At 69.3% G+C, this 18,878-nt stretch carries 20 protein-coding genes; 8 read left to right on the forward strand and 12 right to left on the reverse strand.

Translation table 11 applies throughout. The features are described from left to right. Positions 1-144: 144 nt before the first annotated feature. The 4 genes from NJE57_RS19970 to NJE57_RS02885 form a co-directional block, all read right to left on the reverse strand. Positions 145-480 (reverse strand): hypothetical protein, encoded by a 336-nt coding sequence (locus tag NJE57_RS19970; RefSeq protein ID WP_413464342.1) that lies wholly within the window; start codon positions 478-480, stop codon positions 145-147. Between the two features lie 146 nt (positions 481-626). After that, on the reverse strand, positions 627-1,784 hold the full coding sequence (locus NJE57_RS02875) for a low temperature requirement protein A (protein WP_319026844.1): 1,158 nt from the start codon (positions 1,782-1,784) through the stop codon (positions 627-629). 106 nt (positions 1,785-1,890) lie between these two features. Further along, the gene (locus NJE57_RS02880; protein ID WP_319026845.1) at positions 1,891-2,220 is read right to left on the reverse strand and encodes a nuclear transport factor 2 family protein; all 330 of its coding nucleotides are present in this window, start codon (positions 2,218-2,220) and stop codon (positions 1,891-1,893) included. 29 nt (positions 2,221-2,249) lie between these two features. Then, the gene (locus NJE57_RS02885) at positions 2,250-3,005 is read right to left on the reverse strand and encodes an SDR family oxidoreductase (RefSeq protein ID WP_319026846.1); all 756 of its coding nucleotides are present in this window, start codon (positions 3,003-3,005) and stop codon (positions 2,250-2,252) included. 62 nt (positions 3,006-3,067) lie between these two features. Between NJE57_RS02885 and NJE57_RS02890 the strand changes: the two genes are divergently transcribed. Further along, the gene (locus NJE57_RS02890) at positions 3,068-3,751 is read left to right on the forward strand and encodes a TetR/AcrR family transcriptional regulator (protein WP_319026847.1); all 684 of its coding nucleotides are present in this window, start codon (positions 3,068-3,070) and stop codon (positions 3,749-3,751) included. A gap of 317 nt (positions 3,752-4,068) precedes the next feature. Here the strand turns inward: NJE57_RS02890 and ychF are convergent, their stop codons facing one another. Further along, the gene (ychF, locus tag NJE57_RS02895; protein ID WP_319026848.1) at positions 4,069-5,148 is read right to left on the reverse strand and encodes a redox-regulated ATPase YchF; all 1,080 of its coding nucleotides are present in this window, start codon (positions 5,146-5,148) and stop codon (positions 4,069-4,071) included. A 99-nt stretch (positions 5,149-5,247) separates the two neighbouring features. Here ychF and NJE57_RS02900 point away from each other — a divergent pair, with 99 nt between their 5' ends. Together NJE57_RS02900 and NJE57_RS02905 are read left to right on the forward strand one after the other, a co-directional pair. Continuing rightward, positions 5,248-6,762, forward strand: coding sequence for an AI-2E family transporter (locus NJE57_RS02900; RefSeq protein ID WP_319026849.1), 1,515 nt, complete (start codon positions 5,248-5,250; stop codon positions 6,760-6,762). Positions 6,763-6,773: 11 nt separating this feature from the next. After that, complete coding sequence (locus NJE57_RS02905) at positions 6,774-7,265, forward strand: DUF6542 domain-containing protein (protein WP_319026850.1); 492 nt, start codon at positions 6,774-6,776, stop codon at positions 7,263-7,265. 12 nt (positions 7,266-7,277) lie between these two features. Here NJE57_RS02905 and NJE57_RS02910 read toward each other — a convergent pair whose 3' ends face one another. Next, positions 7,278-8,258 (reverse strand): 4-hydroxy-3-methylbut-2-enyl diphosphate reductase, encoded by a 981-nt coding sequence (locus tag NJE57_RS02910; protein WP_319026851.1) that lies wholly within the window; start codon positions 8,256-8,258, stop codon positions 7,278-7,280. Between the two features lie 71 nt (positions 8,259-8,329). Between NJE57_RS02910 and NJE57_RS02915 the strand changes: the two genes are divergently transcribed. From NJE57_RS02915 to NJE57_RS02925, 3 genes are read left to right on the forward strand one after another with little or no spacing between them, the layout of a single operon-like run. Further along, positions 8,330-8,698: a hypothetical protein gene (locus NJE57_RS02915; RefSeq protein ID WP_319026852.1), complete on the forward strand. Its 369-nt coding sequence runs from the start codon at positions 8,330-8,332 to the stop codon at positions 8,696-8,698. Next, positions 8,695-10,026: an exodeoxyribonuclease VII large subunit gene (gene xseA / locus NJE57_RS02920; RefSeq protein WP_319026853.1), complete on the forward strand. Its 1,332-nt coding sequence runs from the start codon at positions 8,695-8,697 to the stop codon at positions 10,024-10,026. Before NJE57_RS02915 ends, xseA begins: the two co-directional genes overlap by 4 nt. After that, complete coding sequence (locus NJE57_RS02925) at positions 10,026-10,259, forward strand: exodeoxyribonuclease VII small subunit (protein WP_319026854.1); 234 nt, start codon at positions 10,026-10,028, stop codon at positions 10,257-10,259. The genes xseA and NJE57_RS02925 overlap by 1 nt, the downstream gene beginning before the upstream one ends. A gap of 24 nt (positions 10,260-10,283) precedes the next feature. Here NJE57_RS02925 and NJE57_RS02930 read toward each other — a convergent pair whose 3' ends face one another. Continuing rightward, positions 10,284-10,847 (reverse strand): DUF4245 domain-containing protein, encoded by a 564-nt coding sequence (locus NJE57_RS02930; protein ID WP_319026855.1) that lies wholly within the window; start codon positions 10,845-10,847, stop codon positions 10,284-10,286. A gap of 150 nt (positions 10,848-10,997) precedes the next feature. Between NJE57_RS02930 and glpX the strand changes: the two genes are divergently transcribed. Next, positions 10,998-12,008, forward strand: a complete 1,011-nt coding sequence (gene glpX / locus NJE57_RS02935; protein ID WP_319026856.1) for a class II fructose-bisphosphatase — start codon at positions 10,998-11,000, stop codon at positions 12,006-12,008. Between the two features lie 64 nt (positions 12,009-12,072). Continuing rightward, positions 12,073-13,476, forward strand: coding sequence for a class II fumarate hydratase (locus tag NJE57_RS02940; RefSeq protein ID WP_319026857.1), 1,404 nt, complete (start codon positions 12,073-12,075; stop codon positions 13,474-13,476). Positions 13,477-13,652: 176 nt separating this feature from the next. Here NJE57_RS02940 and NJE57_RS02945 read toward each other — a convergent pair whose 3' ends face one another. The 5 genes from NJE57_RS02945 to NJE57_RS02965 form a co-directional block, all read right to left on the reverse strand. Next, positions 13,653-14,273, reverse strand: coding sequence for a hypothetical protein (locus NJE57_RS02945; protein WP_319026858.1), 621 nt, complete (start codon positions 14,271-14,273; stop codon positions 13,653-13,655). A 94-nt stretch (positions 14,274-14,367) separates the two neighbouring features. Next, on the reverse strand, positions 14,368-15,723 hold the full coding sequence (locus tag NJE57_RS02950; RefSeq protein ID WP_319026859.1) for a PhoH family protein: 1,356 nt from the start codon (positions 15,721-15,723) through the stop codon (positions 14,368-14,370). A 246-nt stretch (positions 15,724-15,969) separates the two neighbouring features. After that, positions 15,970-17,232: an acetyl-CoA C-acetyltransferase gene (locus tag NJE57_RS02955; RefSeq protein WP_319026860.1), complete on the reverse strand. Its 1,263-nt coding sequence runs from the start codon at positions 17,230-17,232 to the stop codon at positions 15,970-15,972. Between the two features lie 4 nt (positions 17,233-17,236). After that, complete coding sequence (locus tag NJE57_RS02960) at positions 17,237-17,689, reverse strand: MaoC family dehydratase (protein ID WP_319026861.1); 453 nt, start codon at positions 17,687-17,689, stop codon at positions 17,237-17,239. After that, positions 17,686-18,840, reverse strand: a complete 1,155-nt coding sequence (locus tag NJE57_RS02965) for an acyl-CoA dehydrogenase family protein (protein WP_319026862.1) — start codon at positions 18,838-18,840, stop codon at positions 17,686-17,688. Before NJE57_RS02965 ends, NJE57_RS02960 begins: the two co-directional genes overlap by 4 nt. Positions 18,841-18,878: the final 38 nt, after the last annotated feature.

Consider the following 18,878-nt stretch of genomic DNA (forward strand, 5'->3'; position numbering starts at 1 on the left):
GAAGTCGGCGCACCGGTGCGCCGCACCCCATTCAGACATGTCCTGAGCTGCTCGGGACTCTCCGCAATGATTCACGTGGTCTTCACGTGGAAGTGCCGTCGGTGGCGGAAACCACCGACTTCAAGATACCTGATGGGCAGCGAATCACAGCTGGTTTCCCAGCTTCAGCGGATCGAGGGTGTCTGCGACCAGACTCGTCGCCTCGAACGGCCGCCGACCGGCGACATCCGGAAAGTCCTCGGCGTGCCCCTTCCACCCCGAGAGCCCGAGCAGCAAGGAGACCGGCGATCGGCGCTCTTCGACAATCAGCGACTTTCGCGTCAGGAGCAACAGGTCGATATCGCTCTCCGGGCCGAGTCCCGTCATCGTGCTGGAACCGATGAGATACACCCCGAGGATCCTGCCGGGATCATCGGCGAGCGCTCTGTCAAGAACGCTGTCAAGAACGCTGTCAAGAACAGTCCGGATTGGATCGTCCACAACGGCTAAAACTACGCGTTAGCCGGGATTCAGTCGGCCAGTTATCCCAGGAGATGGCTGTCGCCAAGCATGGCGCGTCGCTCGCTCATGCGCACCGTCATCGGGCGCCGATGGATCTCAGGTAGAGGTTGCCAGGTCATCGCCAGCTATCCGAGCGACGACTGTTTCGATGTCGTGTACGCGGTGTGGGCGGCGAGGGCAGCCGTCACGGCGAGTACGGCCACGCTCAGCGCAATCACGGGGAGGAGATCGATCATCAGCATCGCGGCGATCGTGATCACCACCAGCACGGCTGCTGCGATGAACCGGGACCGCGCGAGGCGTCCGAAGCGGGACCGGAGGAACAACAGGTTCCCTGCCAGGTAGACGAGCGGACCTGCTGCCGTCACGAGAACAATGGCGGGCGTGAGGTGGTCGTGGGAGAGCCGCAGCTCGATGGACACGGCCACGAGGATCGCGCCCAGGACCATGAAGGCATGCGCGTAGGCATAGGCCGACCGGAGGGCCCCGGTTGACGAGTCCCCGCCGTGGGTATCAGGGCCGGCAAGGGCGAAGTAGTTCCACCAGAGCACGAACAGGGATGCGAAGCCGACGAGCATGCTCAGGGCGAGCGACGGAGTGAGCTGGCCCTGGTAGACGATGCTGCCGCCCATGAGAAGGATGGACTCACCGAGGGCGATGATGAAGACGAGACGGTTGCGCTCGGCCAGGTGCTCGGCGTCTGTGTCCCACTGGTGCATGGGTGCTGCGCCGATGCCGGGGATCCGGTAGTGGGCCAGCGGGGCCGCATAGTCGATGAGTACCGCGATCAACCAGAGACCCAACCGCCACTCGAGGGGCAGGGCCGCACCGAGCACCCAGAAGATGCCGGCCAGCAGGGTCCACAGCAGCAGCATGCGGTAGTTGGCTGCGAGCTGGTGTCCCCGATAGGTGATCATCATGAAGACTGGACGAAGGACGCCCATGAACAGGTAGCACCCGACGAACAGCCAGGCTCCGTCGCCGAAGGCGCTGGGGATGGCGATCGACATGCCCAGTGCGGCGAGCATGAGCACGCCGGAGAGCAGCTGCACCGGGGTGCGACCCGGATCGAGCCAGTTCATCGCCCAGGCGGTGTAGTTCCAGCCCCACCACACCGCGGCGAACACCACGATAGTCTGGGCAGCGCCCTCCCAGGAGAGGTGATCGATGAGCAGGTGCGAGAGCTGGATGATGGCGAAGACGTAGACCAGGTCGAAGAAGAGCTCGACGGGGCCGACCTCGGATCGACGGTGCCCGGTGCGGGCGAGCGGGACGGTAGTCATGGTTGGCGAACCTCGTGTGTGCGTGTCGTGCGGGAGTCTCGAAGGCGACAGCGACGAGCGGGCGTCCATCTGGCTGGACGCCCGCTCGAGTTGCCAGCGCTGGCTCTCAGCCTTCGCGGATCGTCATCTTCGCGAGCTTGTCACCGTCGAGCTCGAAGACGAACGTCGACCGGCCGTTGGCGTGGTTGGAGCGCCAGTCGCCGGTGACGGTGATTGTGCCGCCGGCAACGTCGACCTCCTCGACCGCGAGGGTGCCGCGCGAGCCGATGAACTCCTTGTCGCTCCAGGCCTTGATCTGCTCGCGTCCGGTGAAGGTGCGACCCCAGTCGTCCACGGTCCCGTCAGGAGCGAAGGCGTCGAGGAAGGCTTGTTCGTCGTGGTTGTTGACCGCGGTGATGAACGAGGCCACGGGTTCGGGGATGGTGGGTGCTGCCATGGAAAGCTCCTCTTGTCGTAGCGTCGAGCTCAGCGGGTGGTGTAGCCGCCGTTGGCGAAGATGGTCTGGCCGGTGATCCACCAGCCCTCGGAGGCGAGGAAGCGGACGATCGGGGCGATGTCCTCGATTCTAGTGAGCTGGTTGCCCATGCCCTGGGACTTGTGGAACTCGACCCGCTCAGGGGTCTCCTGGCCGTAGAAGAACGGGGTGTCCATGGGGCCGGGCGCGATCGCGGTGACGGAGATTCCCCGGTCCGAGAACTCCTTGGCCGCAGCGCGGGTGAAGTGCTCCACCGGGCTCTTGCCGCCTGCATAGGTGGAATAGCCGTCGGTGAAGGCCGCCAGCAGAGCGGTGACGATAGTGATGATCTTGCCACCGTCGGCGAGGTTCTTGCCGGCCTCCTGGATGAAGAAGTACGCGGCCTTGGAGTTGATGTCGAACATCGAGTCGTACTCGTCCTCGGTGGTCTCCACGATCGGCTTGCGCAGCACCTTGCCGGCCGTGTTCACCGCGATGTCGATCGTGCCCAATGCTGCTTCCGCGTCAACGAACAGGCGGGTCACGTTCGCCGGGACCGTGAGATCTCCCTGGAAGATCGCCCCCTTGCCTCCAGCGGCCTCGACAGCGGCGAGTGTCTGCTCCGCGTCGGCGCGGCTGGAGTCGGAGTTGTAGTGGATCGCGACATTCGCGCCGGCCTCGGCCGCCTGGCGGGCGATCAGCCCGCCGAGATTCTTCGCCCCGCCCGCGATCAGAACGTTCTTGTCCTTGAGTGTGTGTTCAGCCATGAGGCCCCCTGTATCGTCAGTATGCAACAGTAGTTCACTGCTACATAGGCTAATGTAGCAGCATGGCAGGAACACCGACAAGCGATACACGGGAACGGCTCATCGCTGCGGCGGCCGACCTCATCGCCGCCTCGCCCGGAGAGGACTTCTCGCTGCGCGCAGTGTGTGAGGCCGTCGGGGTGAAGATGCCGACGCTCTATCACTTCTTCGGGTCCAAGCAAGGGCTGATCGACGCGGTCATCGAGCACGGGTTCGACCTCTACCTGGGCGAGAAGTCATCGATGGAGTCCTCCGGCGACCCCATACAGGACATCCGCGCAGGATGGGACGCCCATGTCGCCTTCGGCCTGGCCAACCCCGGGTTCTACTCGCTCATGTACGGAAAGGTTCGTCCAGGGCACTCCCCCGAGGCGCAGTCGCGTCCCAGCGCGATCCTCCGCGGACTCACGGACAGGGCTGCCACACAGGGCAGGCTCGTCGTCTCTTCCGAGCAGGCGGCGGCGCACGTCCTCGTGACCAACATCGGCGTCACCCTGCGCCAGATCATCCTGGCAGCGCCGGACCCTGCGCTCTCTCTGGCTGTCCGCGAAGGCGCCATCTCAGCGATCACCAGCAGAGGAACACGAACCGACAACCCGCTCACCACCGCCATCGAGCGCGCCGCGGCTCACCCCGACATCCTGGGCAAGGCCGAGACCCAGCTCCTCATCGAATGGCTCGGCCGACTGGACCGTGACAACGAATAGCCGAAGTAGGCGAGTGCGATGAACTACGGGGCGAGGCACAGCGGTTCCGGAGGCAGACAAGAGATCTTCGTCGATCATGCCGCCGACGTGCCCCGGGCAGGATTCGCGCCCCGAATACAGAAAGCCCAACTCGACGCGAGACTGTCGTAGATGCGCTCAGGCGGCTCGGCGACCCGATCGTCGGGTACGTGGAGTGCGGCGATGTGCAGCCGTTCATGGCAAACGCCAGTGGTCCACTCGGCCGTCTGCACTGAGTGAACGCCGGCGGGCCGCCCACACAACCCGCATGCTGTTCAGCCGTCGAACCTCACCAGACGCTAGACGTTGAAGCGGAACTCCACCACGTCGCCGTCGGACATCACGTAGTCCTTGCCCTCCATGCGCACCTTGCCGGCGGCCTTGGCGGCGGCCATCGAACCGGCGGCGTCAAGGTCGGAGAAGGACACGATCTCTGCCTTGATGAAGCCCTTCTCGAAGTCGGTGTGGATCACGCCGGCGGCCTTGGGGGCGGTGTCGCCCTTGCGGATCGTCCAGGCGCGCGACTCCTTGGGTCCGGCGGTGAGGTAGGTCTGCAGGCCCAGGGTGTGGAAGCCGGCGCGTGCGAGCGCGTTCAGGCCCGGCTCGTCCTGGCCGATCGACTCCAGCAGCTCCATGGCGTCGTCCTCGTCCAGCTCACGGAGCTCGGACTCCACCTTGGCATCGAGGAACACACAGTCGGCGGGAGCCACGGCGGCGCGCAGCTCGGCCTGACGCTCGTCGTTCGTCAGTACGGCCTCGTCCGCGTTGAACACGTAGAGGAACGGCTTGGCGGTCATCAGGTGCAGGTCACGCAGCAGGGTGCGGTCCACCTCGTCCTGGGCCTTGAACAGGGTGCGACCGTCCTCGAGGACGGCCTGTGCCTTGCGGATCTCCTCGAGCTGCGGCACCAGGGACTTGTCCTTGCGGGACTCCTTCTCCAGGCGCGGGACCGCCTTCTCGAGGGTCTCCATGTCGGCCAGGATCAGCTCGGTGGCGATCACCTCGATGTCCGCCATCGGGTCCACCTTGCCGTCGACGTGGATCACGTCCGGATCGTCGAACACCCGCACCACCTGACAGATGGCCTCGGCCTCGCGGATGTTGGCGAGGAACTTGTTGCCCATCCCCTCACCGGTGCTGGCGCCCTTGACGATCCCGGCGATGTCCACGAACGACACGACCGCAGGCAGGATCCGCTCGGAGCCGAAGATCTCGGCGAGGCGGGCCAACCGGGGATCCGGCAGATCCACGACGCCGATGTTCGGCTCGATCGTGGCGAACGGGTAGTTCGCTGCCAGCGCGTCGTTGTTCGTCAGGGCATTGAACAGGGTCGACTTACCGACGTTGGGCAGTCCGACGATTCCGAGGGTGAGGCTCACGAGGCCAGAGTCTACGTCCCGCGCTCATCGGGCTCCCGTCCCGCCACCCCGGCCCGCTCACGCGAGCGCACTCGCGTGAGCTCTGACATCATGTGCACCATGAGCGACGATCCGACACCGCCTCCTTCATCCAGCACCGAGGAGGAGCACGTCGATCGGGCCGTTCTCATCGGGCTCGGCGGGCGGTGGGTCACCGACTGGGCCCTGCGCCTGGCCATCCTGCTGGTCGCGGCGTGGCTGCTGAGCCAGATCGGCGGCGCGCTGTGGGTGGGCATCCTGCCGATTCTGCTCGCGTTGATCGTGTCCTCCGTCCTGTGGCCCCCGACCGGCTGGATGACGCGGCGCGGTCTCCCCAAGTCCCTGGCCGCCATGATCTCGATCTTCGGCTCGCTGGGCGCCGTCGCGGGGGTCCTGGCACTGATCGCCCCGTCGATCATCGAACAGAGCGTCCAGTTGGCGGATCAGGCCTCGGAAGCGATCGTCGAGGTCCAGGACTGGCTGCGGGGCCCGCCGCTGAACATCCGGGACGAGCAGTTGGACAGCGTGCTCGGTCAGCTCAGCTCGACCCTGCAGGATCGCGGTGATCAGATCGCCAACGGTGTGTTCACCGGGGTGACCGCGGTCGGCTCACTGGTCGTCACCTTCGTCCTGGTCCTGGTGCTCACCTTCTTCTTCATCAAGGACGGCCCCCGCTTCCTGCCGTTCGTGCGCCGGATCGTGGGTCGCAACGCCGGCCGCCACCTCACCGAGGTCCTCACCCGCAGCTGGAACACCCTCGGCGGGTACATCCGGGCGCAGGCGATCGTGTCGCTCGTCGACGCCTTCTTCATCGGTCTCGCCCTGGTGGTCCTCGGCGTGCCGCTGGCGTGGGCCCTGGCCGTCATCACGTTCCTGGCCGGGTTCATCCCCATCGTCGGTGCGTTCACGGCCGGCGCCCTGGCGGTGCTCATCGCGCTGGTCGCCAATGGTCTGACCACGGCGATCATCGTGCTGGCGGTGATCATCGCCGTGCAGCAGTTGGAGGGCAACGTCCTGCAGCCCATCCTGCAGTCGCGTGCGATGAACCTTCATCCGGTGGTGATCCTGCTCGGTGTGGCCGCGGGTGCCACCCTGTTCGGTATCGTCGGCGCGTTCCTGGCGGTGCCGATCCTCGCGGTGGCCGCGGTCATGCTGCGCTATCTCGGCGAACAGATCGATCTCCGGACCGGGGACGTCACCGCGTCGGACCTCGCCTCCGCCACCGACGAGGGCCGTCTGACGGCCTGGCTCGGCGAGATGTCCAGTTCCCGGTTCGCGCCGCTGCGCAAGAGCAGTAGCGCCATCATGGCCGGGATCAAGGACGCGCGGCCGGGGCCCGTGTCCGGGGCCCCCGCGACCGGGTCCGTCGTCGCCACCGGTCCGGGCGGTGCGGCGGTGGAGACGGTGGGGGGTGACGACGACGAGGTGGTCCCGCCGGACCCGGACGCACCGGATCCCTCCGCGGACCACGCCAATCCCCCCACGGGGCCCGTCGACCCGAGTGCGGTGTACGGCAACCGCCCCTCGCCTGCCGAGGAGAAGCCCAACGCGCTCAGGCGCTTCGGCAGATTCCTCGCGCGCCGCCTCGAGGGCTAGAGTCTCACCCCGTGAGCACACGCAGGAGCGGACGGGTCCCGGCTGGCGAGAGGTCGGTGGTGTCGTCGATCCGTGGCCTCCCGGCCTGGACCGCGACGCTACTGGCGGTGGCCATCACCTTGACCGGTGTGGCGGTGGACTCGCTCTCCGGAGATCTGGGCGCCGGGTTCACCGTGGCGTACTTCCTCGGCTGCCTGATCGCGGTCCTGGCCGTCTCACGTCGTTCGGTGTTCGTGGCGGGGGTGCAGCCGCCGATCATCATGACGGTGCTGGTGCCGCTGGTCTCGGTGATCGCCGGGGCCGGTCTGACCTCCGACGCCTTCTCGCGAACGCAGCTGATCTCGCTGGTCCTGCCGCTGGCGACACGGTTCCCACTGATGCTCACGACCACCCTCGTGGTGGTCGCGATCGCGCTCATCCGCGCGTTCGTCCTCGAACCCCGCGCCAACTACCCGGTGGCCGCCCGCCGACAGCGGGTCGCCCCGGCGCACGCCCGCCGCTGAGGCTCCTACGGATCAGACCTTCTTGGGGACCCGCAGTTCGCGGGGCAGCGAGAACGTGATGGTCTCCTGGGCGGTCCGCACCGAGGAGACATCGTTGTACCCGTGGTCGGCCAGCAGGTCCACCACGCCACGCACGAGGAGCTCCGGAACCGAGGCGCCCGAGGTCACCCCCACGGTGTCGACTCCCTCGAACCACGACGTGTCGATCTCCTTGGCGTAGTCGACCAGGTGCGCGTCGCGGGCCCCGGCCTGCAGCGCCACCTCCACCAGCCGCACCGAGTTGGACGAGTTCTGCGAGCCCACCACGATCACCAGGTCACACTGCGGCGCCATGGTCTTCACCGCGACCTGTCGGTTCTGGGTGGCATAGCAGATGTCGTCGGACGGGGGATCGATCAGCGTGGGGTACTTGTCCTTGAGGCGGCGCACCGTCTCCATGGTCTCGTCCACGCTCAGCGTGGTCTGCGAGAGCCAGATCAGCTTCTCGGTCTCCACCGGGATGTCGAGCGCGTCGACGGAGTCCGGGCCGTCGACCAGGGTCACCACGTCGGGCGCCTCTCCGGCGGTCCCCTCGACCTCCTCGTGGCCCTCGTGGCCGACCAGCAGGATCTGGTAGCCCTCGCGGGCGAAGCGCTTGACCTCGGTGTGCACCTTGGTCACGAGCGGGCAGGTGGCGTCGAAGGTCTTCAGCTCCAGCTGCAGCGCGCTCTCCCGCACGGCCGGGGAGACCCCGTGTGCGGAGAACACCAGGTTGGACCCGTGCGGGACCTCGTCGGTCTCGTCCACAAAGATGACGCCCTGGTCGGTGAAGGATTCCACGACGTGTTTGTTGTGGACGATCTCCTTGCGCACGTATAGCGGTGCACCGTACTTGGCCAGGGACTTCTCGACCGTCTCGACGGCCCGGTCGACGCCGGCACAGTAGCCGCGCGGTTCGGCGAGAAGCACTCGCTTGGTTGCCGGTTGGGCGATCATGTCGGTCTGCTCGGTCATGTCCCCAGGGTACGGTTCATACTGGATTTCGACCATCACGCCTCCCGGACGCCCCCGGCAGAGAGGTTCCTATGCCCCGTCCCTTCTTCCTCGCCCGTGCCTCGATCGGTCTCGCCGCCTCGGTGGTGGAACTAGCCGTGGAACTCCCGGGTCGCGCGCTCGGGGCCGCCGTCGCACTGCCGGCCGTCCCGGTCAGGGTCGCGGGCAGTCTGGTGCAGACCTACCTCCACGCCGGTCAGGCGGTTGCCGAGCTCGCCGTCAAGGGTGACCGTGTGCTCGAGGCGGCCTTCCCCGCCCGGGCCGACCAGCCGGGGTGGGCGACGTTCGACGAGGACCTCCCCGAGGACGGAGACGAGGCCCGGGTCGACCCCGACGGGCCCGGGTCCGGCGGGGACGGTCCGGGGATCCCCACCGGCCGCGTCACCCCCCGCACCACGTGACCGGCGGTTCCGCCAAGGCCGCCAGCACCCCCGAACAGCCGTGGCCGGTCCGGGTGGTCTCGGACCAGATCGCCAGCTGGATTCACCGGCTCGGAGCCGTCTGGGTCGAGGGTCAGATCACCCAGCTCAGCCTCCGTCCGGGCACTCGGACGGCCTTTCTCACACTGCGTGACCCCTCGGTGGACAACTCACTGACCCTCACGTGCCCACCCAGGCTCATCTCCGAGTCGCCGGTACCGGTGACCGAGGGCAGTCGTGTCGTGGTCCGCGGGACGCCGCGCTTCTACACCGGTCGAGGGTCGTTCTCCCTGCAGGTCTCCGAGATCCGCCCGGTGGGCGTCGGCGAGCTCCTCGCGCGGATCGAGAGGCTCAAGCAGGCACTGTCCGCCGAGGGGATCTTCGACCCGCGGCTCAAGCGCCCGTTGCCGTTCCTGCCGACCTGCGTGGGCCTGGTGACCGGCCGGGCGAGCGCGGCCGAGCGCGACGTCGTCGAGGTGGCCCGCGGTAGGTGGCCCGACGTGCGGTTCGACGTCCGCAACACCGCGGTCCAGGGCCCCTCGGCCGTGCCGCAGATCCTCGAGGCGCTGGCCGGTCTCGACGCCGACCCCGTCGTCGACGTCATCATCCTCGCCCGTGGCGGCGGGTCGGTCGAGGACCTGCTCCCCTTCTCCGACGAGGCCCTGATCCGTGCCATCTCCCGGTGCCGCACGCCCGTGGTGAGCGCGATCGGGCACGAGCCGGACTCCCCGCTGTCCGACCTGGTCGCCGACCTGCGTGCGGCCACCCCCACCGATGCCGCCAAGCGTGTTGTCCCGGACGTGGCCGAGGAGCGCCGCCGACTCGCCGAGGCCCGGGCCCGCACCGCCCGCGCCCTACGGGGCTGGGTGGAGCGTGAGCGGGGCCAGCTCTCGGCGATCCGCTCCCGCCCCGTGATGGCGAACCCGTACGGGCTCGTCGACTCACGGGCCGAGGTGGTGGCCGAGGCGCTCCGGGCGGCCCGTCGGGACATCACCAGGATCATCCAGACCGAGTCCTCGTCGCTGGGCCACCTCTCCGCCCGCCTGACCACCCTCGGGCCCGCGGCCACCCTGGCCCGGGGGTACGCGGTGGTCCAGTCCGTGGCCGGGGACAACGACGGCAGGGTGGTCTCCTCGATCAGCGACGCCCCGCCCGGCTCGCAGTTGCGCATCCGTGTGTCGGACGGGGCGCTGTCCGCCGCCGTCCTCGGGTCGACGCCCGCCGCGGGACGGGCCGCCGTCACCGCCGCCACACCCGAACCCGCTTCACCCGAACCCGCAGGCCCCACCACCCCCGAGGAGCAGTCCTGATGTCCGACGAGCAGACCCCCGTCTCGGAACTCGGTTACGAGCAGGCCCGTGACGAGCTGATCGAGGTGGTCCGCATCCTCGAGGCCGGCGGGCAGGACCTCGACGCCTCGCTGGCGCTGTGGGAGCGCGGCGAGGAACTCGCCGCGCGGTGCACCGAGCACCTGGACGGCGCGCGCGACCGGATCGACGCGGTACTGGGCGACGACGACGAGGGCGGCGGCGGCGATCGGTGACCCGCCGCCGGTCGGGCGTCCGGGCTACCTCTGGTCCCGGAGCGGTTCCGCGTCCTGCACCGCCGCGGCCAGCGCCTCGAAGTCCGAGGTGGACGCCGATCCGGTCACGGCCACCCGGACGTCCTGCAGGTCGAGCACCCACACCGGGCGGGCGTCGTCACCGGTGAACACGGTCCACTCCTGACCGCTCACGGGCACGATCGTCCGGCTGGGCCGCGGCCCCCCGCCGAGGGACCGGAAGGCCTCCTCGGGGGCGTCGGACTGGACCAACTCGACGAAGCTGCGCTCCCCCGTGACCCAGCCGACGTGGCTGGACGTGGTGTCCGCGAACTCCTGGACGCGCCCGGAGTTGGAGGTCCACCCCTCCGGGACGACAGGCGAACGGACCGGGAAGTCGAGGCTGCGGGCGTCCTGTCGCAGTGAGGCCTCGGCGTCGAACTCGGGGATCGCTCCCTGCTGCGGTCCGGACGGGCTGAACGTGCACTGTCCGGCGACGCCGGCGAAGATCCCGCAGATCAGCATGAGCACCACCACAGACCAGAACATGTCGCGGTTGCCCTGCAGGATTCTCGGTTTCGCCTCGGCCACGACTGTGATTATCCCACCCACCCGGGGCAGACCCGGCGCGTGGCCCCCGGCGGGGGCGACGAGGTGCAAGAATGAGCGCCGACCCCCCACCGCGGGCGCGGGTGACTTCCGGACACCTCGCGCGCAGCTATCCGAGGAGCCCGACACCACATGTCAGACGCCCTACGTCCCGATCGAAACCTCGCCATGGAGCTCGTCCGAGTCACCGAGGCCGCCGCCCTCGCGGCCGGCCGGTGGGTGGGCCGAGGCGACAAGCTCGGTGGTGACGGCGCCGCCGTCGACGCCATGCGTGAGCTGATCGGCACCGTCGAGATGGACGGCGTCGTGGTGATCGGCGAGGGCGAGAAGGACGAGGCGCCGATGCTCTTCAACGGCGAGAGGGTCGGCACCGGGCACGGTCCCGCCGTCGACGTGGCGGTCGACCCGATCGACGGGACCCGGCTCATGGCCGAGGGGCGGCCCAACTCCATCGCCGTGATCGCGGTCGCCGAGCGGGGCGCCATGTTCGACCCCTCGGCGGTGTTCTACATGCGCAAGATCGCGGTGGGACCCGATGCGGTGGGCAGGATCGACCTGGCCAAGCCCACGGAGTGGAACGTCCGTTCGGTGGCCGAGGCGAAGAACATCGACGTCGGCGACATGACCGTGTGCGTCCTCGACCGCCCCCGGCACGCCGAGCTCATCGCGGAGATCCGCGCCGCCGGCGCCAAGGTCCGGTTGATCATGGACGGCGACGTCGCCGGCGCCGTGGCCGCGGCCTCCGACGACAGCTCGGTGGACATGCTCATGGGGATCGGCGGCACCCCCGAGGGGATCATCACCGCCTGCGCCATGAAGTGCATGGGCGGCGAGATCCAGGGGCAGCTCTGGCCGCAGGACGAGGCCGAGCGCCAGAAGGCGGTGGACGCCGGGCTGGACGTCGACGCGTACCTGGGCACCGACGACCTGGTCAAGGGCGACAATAGCTTCTTCGCCGCCACCGGCATCACCAACGGCGACATGGTCCGCGGCGTCAGCTACCGCTCGAACGGCGCCGTGACCAGGTCGCTGGTCATGCGTTCCAAGTCGGGCACCGTCCGGCACGTGGAGGCCCGCCACCGCATGGAGAAGCTCCGTGAGTTCTCGGCGGTCGATTACGGTCAGGGCGCCCGCGACCAGTGACCCCGCTCGTGCCCGCCGCACCGAGCGCCTGCGCGGTGCGGCGGGCACGCCTACTCTGACCGGTATGGCCGATCAGAGCGACTTCCGTATCGAACACGACACGATGGGCGAGGTCCGGGTGCCCGTCGATGCGCTCTGGAGGGCGCAGACGCAGCGTGCGGTGGAGAACTTCCCGGTGTCGGGCAGCGGACTCGAGCGCGCGCAGATCCGCGCGCTGGGCCTGCTCAAGTCCGCCTGCGCCACGGTCAACGGTCGTCTCGGCCTCCTCGACCGCGACAAGGTCGACGCCATCGTGGCCGCGGCCGGACGGATCGCCGACGGCGAGGTCGACGAGCACTTCCCCGTCGACGTCTTCCAGACCGGGTCGGGCACCAGCTCGAACATGAACGCCAACGAGGTCATCGCGTCGCTGTGCGCGGCCGAGGGCGTGACCGTCCACCCGAACGACCACGTCAACATGTCGCAGTCCTCCAACGACACCTTCCCCACCGCCACACACGTCGCCGCGACCGAGGTGGCCCTCACCGAGCTGGTGCCGGCCCTCGGCGTCCTCGCCGACTCCCTGGAGGCCAAGGCCACGCAGTGGCGGGACATGGTCAAGTCCGGGCGCACCCACCTCATGGACGCCGTCCCGGTGACGCTGGGCCAGGAGTTCGGCGGGTACGCGCGTCAGATCCGGGCCGGGATCGAGCGCGTCTGCGCCACCCTGCCCCGTGTCGGCGAGCTGCCGATCGGTGGCACCGCCGCCGGCACCGGTCTCAACGCCCCCGACGGCTTCGGCTCCGCCGTGGTCGAGGAACTGCGCTCGCTCACCGGGCTCGAGGAACTGCGGTTGGCCGCGGATCCGTTCGAGGCCCAGGCGGCCCGCGACGGGCTCGTCGAGTTCTCCGGGGCCCTGCGGACTCTCGCGGTCTCGCTGACCAAGATCGCCAACGACGTCCGGTGGATGGGGTCCGGCCCCATGACCGGGCTCTCGGAGATCCATCTGCCGGACCTGCAGCCGGGGTCGTCGATCATGCCCGGCAAGGTCAACCCCGTCCTCTGCGAGACCATCTCGCAGGTCGCCGCGCAGGTCGTGGGCAACGACGCCGCCGTGGCCTGGGCCGGCGCGAGCGGCGCGTTCGAGCTCAACACCGCGATCCCCGTGATGGCCCGCAACGTGCTCGAGTCCGCCCGCATCCTTTCCACCTCGTCCACGTTGTTCGCCGAGCGGTGCATCGACGGGATCGAGCCCGACGTCGACCGGATGCGTCGGCTCGCCGAGTCATCCCCCTCGATCGTCACGCCGCTCAACTCGGCGATCGGCTACGAGGAGGCCGCCCGGGTGGCCAAGCACGCCCTGGCCGAGGGGCTGACGATCCGTGAGGCCGTCATCGCGCTGGGTTTCGTCCCGGACCCGCTGAGCGAGGAGGAGCTGGACCGCCGGCTCGACGTGCTGGGGATGACGGGGCTCGACCGCGAGCGCTGACCCCTCGCGGGGACCCCTCCCCGACCTGCGCGCCCGGAGTGCCCGCCGCCCGGGGACTCACGCGTTGTGTACGGACCAAACTCACCGCATAAGTCAGAGCGGACTAGGTCAGAGCGGACTAGGTCAGAGCGGACCGGGAGCTGCCGCACGGATCACCCCGGACCGGGGTCGCGGGCTCAGCCGCCGTGGTCGACCACCTCGATGGTCTGGTTCTCCAGCCGGATCTGGCCGCGCTGGAAGTCGGAGGAGATCACCTCGCCCTCGGCGGTCTCGTCGCTCGTCGGCCAGCCGAGCGGACCGGACGGCCCTCCGCCCTCCAGGTAGGTCTCCAGGATCCGCCCCCGCACGATCTGTGCCCCCGTCTCCGGCGACCAGAAGACGGCCCCGTCGAGGTAGTCCTGCGTCATTCCGTCGGCCCACGGCTCCGCCGGCCCGACGGGCGCCTTCAGCGCCAGCGGCCCGCCCTTGGCGTCGTCGTACCTGCGATAGATCGCCATGATGGTGGGGAACTCCTGCTCACCGATCTGCACCACGATGGGGTCGTCAGCGTCCGAGTCCTCCCCGGGGGCGGCGCCCGGTTCCGCGCTACCCGACCCCGCTGCACGCGGCTCGGTGGTGGTCGACCCGGTGGTGATCGACCCGGTGGTGGTCGACCCGGCGGCGCTCGCCCCGGCGGTGGTCTGGGGCTGCTCCTCGGCCGGTGACCCACCCGGGGTCTGCTCCCCGCACGCGGACAACAGGAGCGCGCACGCGGCGACGACGGAGAACGCGGGCGTCGAGAGTGATCGTCGGGACATGGCCGAGGCCTTTCGGGGTGCACGGATCGGGTCCGGGCGTGGGAGCCCGGACCCGATCATCTCACCTCGTCATGTGAGTGCCGTCACTCGCCGGTCACGCCGCGGTGATCCTCCGCAGTTCTCCCGGCTCGGCGTCGGGGTGGAACTCCTCCAACATGGTGGTCACGAGCTCGGCGATGGCCGAACGCTCGGAGCGGTTGAGGGTGACGTGCGCGAACAGCGGATGCCCCTTGAGCTTTTCCACCACGGCCTGGATCCCGTCGTGCCGTCCGACCCGGAGGTTGTCCCGCTGGGCCACGTCGTGGGTGAGCACGACCCGCGACCCCGTGCCCAGTCGCGACAGCACGGTCAGCAGCACGTTGCGCTCGAGCGACTGCGCCTCGTCGACGATCACGAAGGAGTCGTGCAGGCTCCGGCCGCGGATGTGGGTCAACGGCAGCACCTCGAGGATGTCCCGGTCCATCACCTCGTCGATCACGTTCTCGCTGACCAGACCTTCGAGGGTGTCGAACACGGCCTGCGACCACGGTGACATCTTCTCGGACTCGCTACCGGGCAGGTAGCCGAGTTCCTGGCCACCCACCGCGTAGAGCGGACGGAACACCACGATCTTGCGGTGCCGGCGACGCTCGAGCACCGACTCCAGGCCGGCGCACAGGGCGAGAGCGGACTTGCCCGTGCCCGCCCGGCCGCCGAGGGAGACGATCCCGATCGACTCGTCGAGCAGGCAGTCGATCGCGATGCGCTGTTCGGCCGAACGGCCGCGCAGGCCGAACACCTCGACGTCGCCGCGCACCAACTTCAGCCCGCCGCCGTCGGTGACGCGGGCCAGGGCCGACGACGACTCGGTCTGCACCCGGACCCCGCAGTGCACCGGTGTCTGGCCATCGAGTCCGGCGGCACGGGCCGCGAGCGGTGAGGCACCGCCGCCCGAGAACAGGGTGTCCACCAGGTCCTGGGTGGCGGGCAGGTCGGAGACCCCGCTGTACCCGGTGAGCACCACGTCCTGGGCGTGGTACTCGTCCGCGGGCAGGCCCAGCGACCCGGCCTTGACCCGCAGTGGCACGTCCTTGGACACCAGCACGGTGTCCACTCCCTCGGCCCGCAGGTTGAGCGCACACGCGAGGATCCGGGCGTCGTTGCCGGTGTTCCGGAATCCCGAGGGCAGCACCGCCTGGTCGGTGTGGTTGAGCTCGACCCGCAGCGTGCCGCCCCGATCGGTGATGGGCAGATCGCCGTCGAGCCGTCCGTGGCGGAGCCGGAGGTCCTCGAGGAGTCGCAGCGCCTCCCGGGCGAAGTATCCGAGCTCGGGGTGGTGACGCTTGCCCTCCAGCTCGCCGATCACCGCGATGGGCAGCACCACGCGGTGTTCTGCGAAGCGGGTGGCGGCCCACGGATCGGACAGCAGAACCGAGGTGTCGAGGACGTAGGTACGTACGGTGTCGGTCACGGCGGACTCCTGGCCCGCGGCACCGCGGGCGAGCTGGGGGTGGACCGGTCGGCTCAGGTCACCTGGTGGTGACGGGGCCGGGTGCCGGCCCCCTCCCGATCGAGTGGATCGATCATCGGCTGGGACCTCCCGACGGTCGGCTTCCCCACCGACCGTTGTGACCCACGCTACGCCGGAATCACATGAGTGTGAGTTAACTCATCGTGAATTCGTGAGGCTCCTCGAACGGCCGGGGCGGCGACCGGGTCACGTCACCCTCTCGAAGGCCGCGGCCAGGCCCTGTCCACCGCCGATGCACATCGTCTCCAGGGCGAGTCGGCCCTCCCGGCGCGCGAGCTCACGCGACATGGTGGTGAGGATGCGCGTGCCCGTGGCGCCGACGGGGTGGCCGAGGGAGATACCGGAGCCGTGGACGTTGAGCCGCTGCCGGTCGGCGGCGGTGAAACCGAACGCGGACTCCCACTCGCGCAGGCACGCCAGGACCTGGGAGGCAAAGGCCTCGTTGAGTTCGAGCAGGTCGAAGTCCGTCAGTCTCAGGTCCAGCTTCCCCAGCAGTTCGGCCGTGGCGGAGACGGGCCCGATCCCCATCCGCGCGGGGTGGACCCCGGTCACCGCCCAGCCCAGGGGTCTGACGTACGCCCGCAGCCCGAGCGCGGCCGCGCGTGCGCGGGTGGTGACGATGCACATGGAGGCCCCGTCGTTCTCTCCCGAGGCGTTCCCGGCGGTGACCGTGGCGTCGGGGTCGACGCGCGATCGGACGGGACGCAGTCCGGCGAGGGTCTCGAGAGTGACACCTCGACGGGGGTGTTCATCGGTGTCGACGACGACGTCGTCGCCCTTGCGCTGAGGGACCCGCACCGGCACGATCTCCTCGTCGAAGACCCCCGCGTCCTGTGCGGCGACCGCGCGCCGTTGGCTCTCGACCGCGAGTTCGTCCTGTTCGGCGCGGGAGATCGAGTACTCGGCCCGCAGGTTCTCGGCGGTCTCGAGCATGCCGCCGTCGATCGGGTGGTCACGGCCCCCCGACGTCACCCGGCCCCGGGCGATGCGGTCGATGAACTCCACCCGGTCGCCGTGGACGCCGCCGCGAAGACCGAGTGCGTAGAACTCGCTGTTCGACATCGACTCCGCGCCGCCGGCGATCACCACCTCGCTCACCCCCACCGCCACCTGCATCGCGGCGCCCAGCACAGCCTGCAGACCCGATCCGCACCGCCGGTCTATCTGGATGCCGGGCGTGCGGATGTCCAGGCCGGCGTCCAACGCGGCCACGCGCCCGATCGCCGGGGCCTCCCCGTTCGGATAACACTGCCCGAGGATCACGTCGTCGACGTCCCCCGGGCCCAGGCCGGTCCGCTCGACCAGTCCGCGGATGGCGGCGGACGCGAGGTCGGCGGCCTGGAGTGGGGCGAGCACGCCGCCCCGGCGGCCCACCGCGGTGCGCACGGGCTCGCACACCACGATGTCGGCGAGGGCCTGCGCCATGGGGGAACCGGATCCCGGCCTCATCCGGTCACTCCACCATCATCCGGACGGTCTCGGCCACGACGGCGGGGCGGTCCCCGCCCTCGACCTCGACGGTCACCAGGGTGTTGAGCTGGACACCCGAGGATTTCCGGTCGAGCGAGGTCAGCTCGATCCCCGCACGGATACGCGACCCCACCGGCACGGCTGCCGGAAAACGGACCTTGTCGGTGCCGTAGTTGATCATCATCCGGAAGCCCCGGATCTCCATGACCTGCGCGCCGAGCACCGGCAGCAGCGAGAGCGTGAGATACCCGTGGGCGATGGTCGCCCCGTACGGCCCCGTCGCCGCCCGCTCCGGATCGACGTGGATCCACTGGTGGTCCCCGGTCGCCTCCGCGAACGCGTCGATCCGCTCCTGCGTGATCTCCAGCCAGTCGCTGTACCCCACGTGCCGGCCGATGGCGGCCTCGACCTGGTCCAGGCCCTCGAACACCTTCATGACAGTCCTCCTCGTGCGACCAGTTGTGACGCGATGACGTTGCGTTGGATCTCGTTGGTCCCCTCACCGACGATCATCAGCGGCGCGTCGCGGAAGTAGCGCTCGATGTCGTACTCGGTCGAGTACCCGTAGCCACCGTGGATCCGGACCGCGTCGAGCGCGATCTCCATCCCCACCTCGGAGGCGAAGAGCTTGGCCATCCCCGCCTCCATGTCGCACCGCTCGCCCGCGTCGTACTTCTCCGCCGCGAACAGGGTGAGCTGGCGGGCGGCGGTGAGCTTGGTGGCCATGTTGGCCAGGTGGTGGCCGATCGCCTGGTGCTTCCAGATCGGCTGCCCGAACGACTCCCGCTGCTGCGCGTAGGCGAGCGAGTCCTCGAGCGCGGCCGCCGCCACGCCGAGAGCACGGCTCGCCACCTGGATCCGCCCGGTCTCCAACCCCTTCATCATCTGGCTGAAGCCCCGACCGGGTTCGCCGCCGAGGACCCGGTCGGCAGGGGTGCGGTACCCCTCGAAGGACAGCTCGCAGGTCTCGACGCCCTTGTACCCGAGCTTGGACAGGTCGCGGGACACCGTCAGGCCGGGGCCGTGTTCGACCAGGACGATCGAGATGCCCCGGTGCCTGGGCGTCGCCTCGGGATCGGTCTTGCACAGCAGGGCGATGAGGCCGGAGCGCCGTGCGTTGGAGATCCAGGTCTTGGTTCCGTTGATCACGAGGTCCTCGCCGTCGATCCTCGCCGTGGTGCCCAGGTTCTGCAGGTCCGATCCCCCGCCGGGCTCCGTGAGCGCCATGGTCGCCCGCATCTGCCCCGTCGCCATCCGCGGAAGGTATGCGGCCTTCTGTTCCTCGGTCCCGTACTCGGTGAGCAGCGTGGCGACCACCGTGTGCCCGCCCATGGCGCCGGCGAGCGACATCCACCCGCGGGCCAGCTCCTCGGTCACCCGCACGTAGCAGGGCATCGAGACCGGCATCCCGCCGTACTGCTCGGGCACGGCCAGCCCGTAGATGCCGATCTGCTTCATCTGCTCGATCCACCGCTCCGGATACTCGTTCGCGTGCTCCATCTCGAGCACGGACGGCTTGACCTCGCGGTCGATGAACCGACGCACGGTCGCGACCAGGTAGGACTCTTCGTCGTTCAGATCCGGCACCGGGGGTACACCTCGTCGTGGTCTCGGCCCGCCTTCCC

It is taken from the genome of Dietzia sp. PP-33 (genome assembly GCF_033790845.1).
In the GTDB taxonomy this organism is placed as follows: Bacteria; Actinomycetota; Actinomycetes; order Mycobacteriales; family Mycobacteriaceae; genus Dietzia.

Bases quoted from the DNA above. Each gene is read 5' to 3' on its own strand.
- NJE57_RS02910 (WP_319026851.1), bottom strand. From the start codon at position 8,258: ATGACCGAGCAGACCGACATGATCGCCCAACCGGCAACCAAGCGAGTG.
- glpX (WP_319026856.1), top strand. From the start codon at position 10,998: ATGTCAGACGCCCTACGTCCCGATCGAAACCTCGCCATGGAGCTCGTC.
- NJE57_RS02925 (WP_319026854.1), top strand. From the start codon at position 10,026: ATGTCCGACGAGCAGACCCCCGTCTCGGAACTCGGTTACGAGCAGGCC.
- NJE57_RS02960 (WP_319026861.1), bottom strand. From the start codon at position 17,689: ATGAAGGTGTTCGAGGGCCTGGACCAGGTCGAGGCCGCCATCGGCCGG.
- NJE57_RS02940 (WP_319026857.1), top strand. From the start codon at position 12,073: ATGGCCGATCAGAGCGACTTCCGTATCGAACACGACACGATGGGCGAG.
- NJE57_RS02915 (WP_319026852.1), top strand. From the start codon at position 8,330: ATGCCCCGTCCCTTCTTCCTCGCCCGTGCCTCGATCGGTCTCGCCGCC.
- NJE57_RS02880 (WP_319026845.1), bottom strand. From the start codon at position 2,220: ATGGCAGCACCCACCATCCCCGAACCCGTGGCCTCGTTCATCACCGCG.
- NJE57_RS02890 (WP_319026847.1), top strand. From the start codon at position 3,068: ATGGCAGGAACACCGACAAGCGATACACGGGAACGGCTCATCGCTGCG.
- NJE57_RS02955 (WP_319026860.1), bottom strand. From the start codon at position 17,232: ATGAGGCCGGGATCCGGTTCCCCCATGGCGCAGGCCCTCGCCGACATC.
- NJE57_RS02945 (WP_319026858.1), bottom strand. From the start codon at position 14,273: ATGTCCCGACGATCACTCTCGACGCCCGCGTTCTCCGTCGTCGCCGCG.
- NJE57_RS02875 (WP_319026844.1), bottom strand. From the start codon at position 1,784: ATGACTACCGTCCCGCTCGCCCGCACCGGGCACCGTCGATCCGAGGTC.
- NJE57_RS02885 (WP_319026846.1), bottom strand. From the start codon at position 3,005: ATGGCTGAACACACACTCAAGGACAAGAACGTTCTGATCGCGGGCGGG.
- NJE57_RS02900 (WP_319026849.1), top strand. From the start codon at position 5,248: ATGAGCGACGATCCGACACCGCCTCCTTCATCCAGCACCGAGGAGGAG.